Raw genomic sequence first — 1,146 nt, 5'->3', positions numbered from 1 at the left:
CTTCCATCGAGGCCGCCGTCTGCTCGAGCGAACTGGCCTGCTCCTCGGTGCGCGAAGACAGGTCCTGGTTGCCCGCCGCAATCTGTCCCGAAGCCGTCGCGATCGCATCGGTGCCGTGGCGCACTTCGCCCACCACCTTGGCCAGGCTGCCGTTCATGCCCTTGAGCGCGTGCATCAACTGGCCGGTCTCGTCCTTCGTCGTCACTTCGATGCGGCTGGTCAAATCGCCGGCGGCCACCGCCTCGGCCACCTCGACGGCGCGGCGCAGCGGATGCGTGATGCTGCGCACCAGCAGCCAGGCGAGCACCAGGCCCAGGCCCAGCGACAGCACGCCGAAGACGACGAGCATCAGGCTGGTGCTGGCGCGCATCTCTTTGCTGCGCTCGGCCGCGGCGTCGAGCAGCGCGCGTTCCGTGTCCACCATCTGCTGCACGCCTGCAAGATAGCTGCGCGAGGTGGGCTCGAAGCGTTCGTTGAAGATCCGGTTGGCGCCTTCCATGTCGCCCGCCAGCTTGGCCTTGCTGACCTCCTCGCGGGCCGCGAGGTAGGCCTTGCGCAGCTCGCCGACCTTGTCGTACAGCGCCTTCTTTTCGGGCGTGTCCATCTGTTCCTCGATGAACTTCTGCAGCTCGTTGGTCTCCTTGATGGAGAGCGCCGTGGCCGGCGCGAAGTAGGCGATCAGGCTCGCATCGCTGCTCTTGGCGATGGCCGCGGCGCGCTGGACGCCCGAGTTGGTGTTGCGCAGCCAGTCGGAGCCCGCGCGCTCGGTCTTGATGTTCTTCTCGACCATCGCATTGATTTCCTCGCCGAGCTGCTGCAGCTTCAGCACGGCAAGCACGCTGCTCGTGAGAGACAGGGCGAGGATGACGCCGATCACGACGGCCAGCCGCTTGCCGATGGAAATATTGCTCAGAAACATGCTCATCACTCCAGAAAATCAGGAAAGGGCAAGCACGCAGAACGCGCGCTTGCCGCAGGAAAGGGTTGTGCGCGCCGTCTCAGGCGGCGATCTTCTCGACCAGGCCCATCTCGTCGCTGGACATCAGCCGGTCGATGTCCACCAGGATCAGCATCCGCTCGTCCAGCGTGCCCAGGCCGATCAGGTAGTCGGTGTCCAGCACCGAGCCCATCTCCGGCGCCGGCTTG

1 protein-coding gene and 1 pseudogene are annotated in these 1,146 nt (G+C 65.6%); both read right to left on the bottom strand.

From position 1 onward, the window contains the following. On the bottom strand, positions 1-919 hold a 919-nt coding region (locus tag AC1DSC_RS32640; protein ID WP_478132095.1), incomplete at its 3' end, for a HAMP domain-containing protein. Positions 920-998: 79 nt separating this feature from the next. Beyond that, positions 999-1,146, bottom strand: a pseudogene (locus AC1DSC_RS32635) (chemotaxis protein CheW); the annotation flags it as partial.

It is taken from the genome of Variovorax sp. 01N425 (assembly GCF_056399465.1).
The sequence above is the reverse complement of the archived record's forward strand: the minus strand, read 5'-3'. Positions and strand labels throughout refer to the sequence as shown.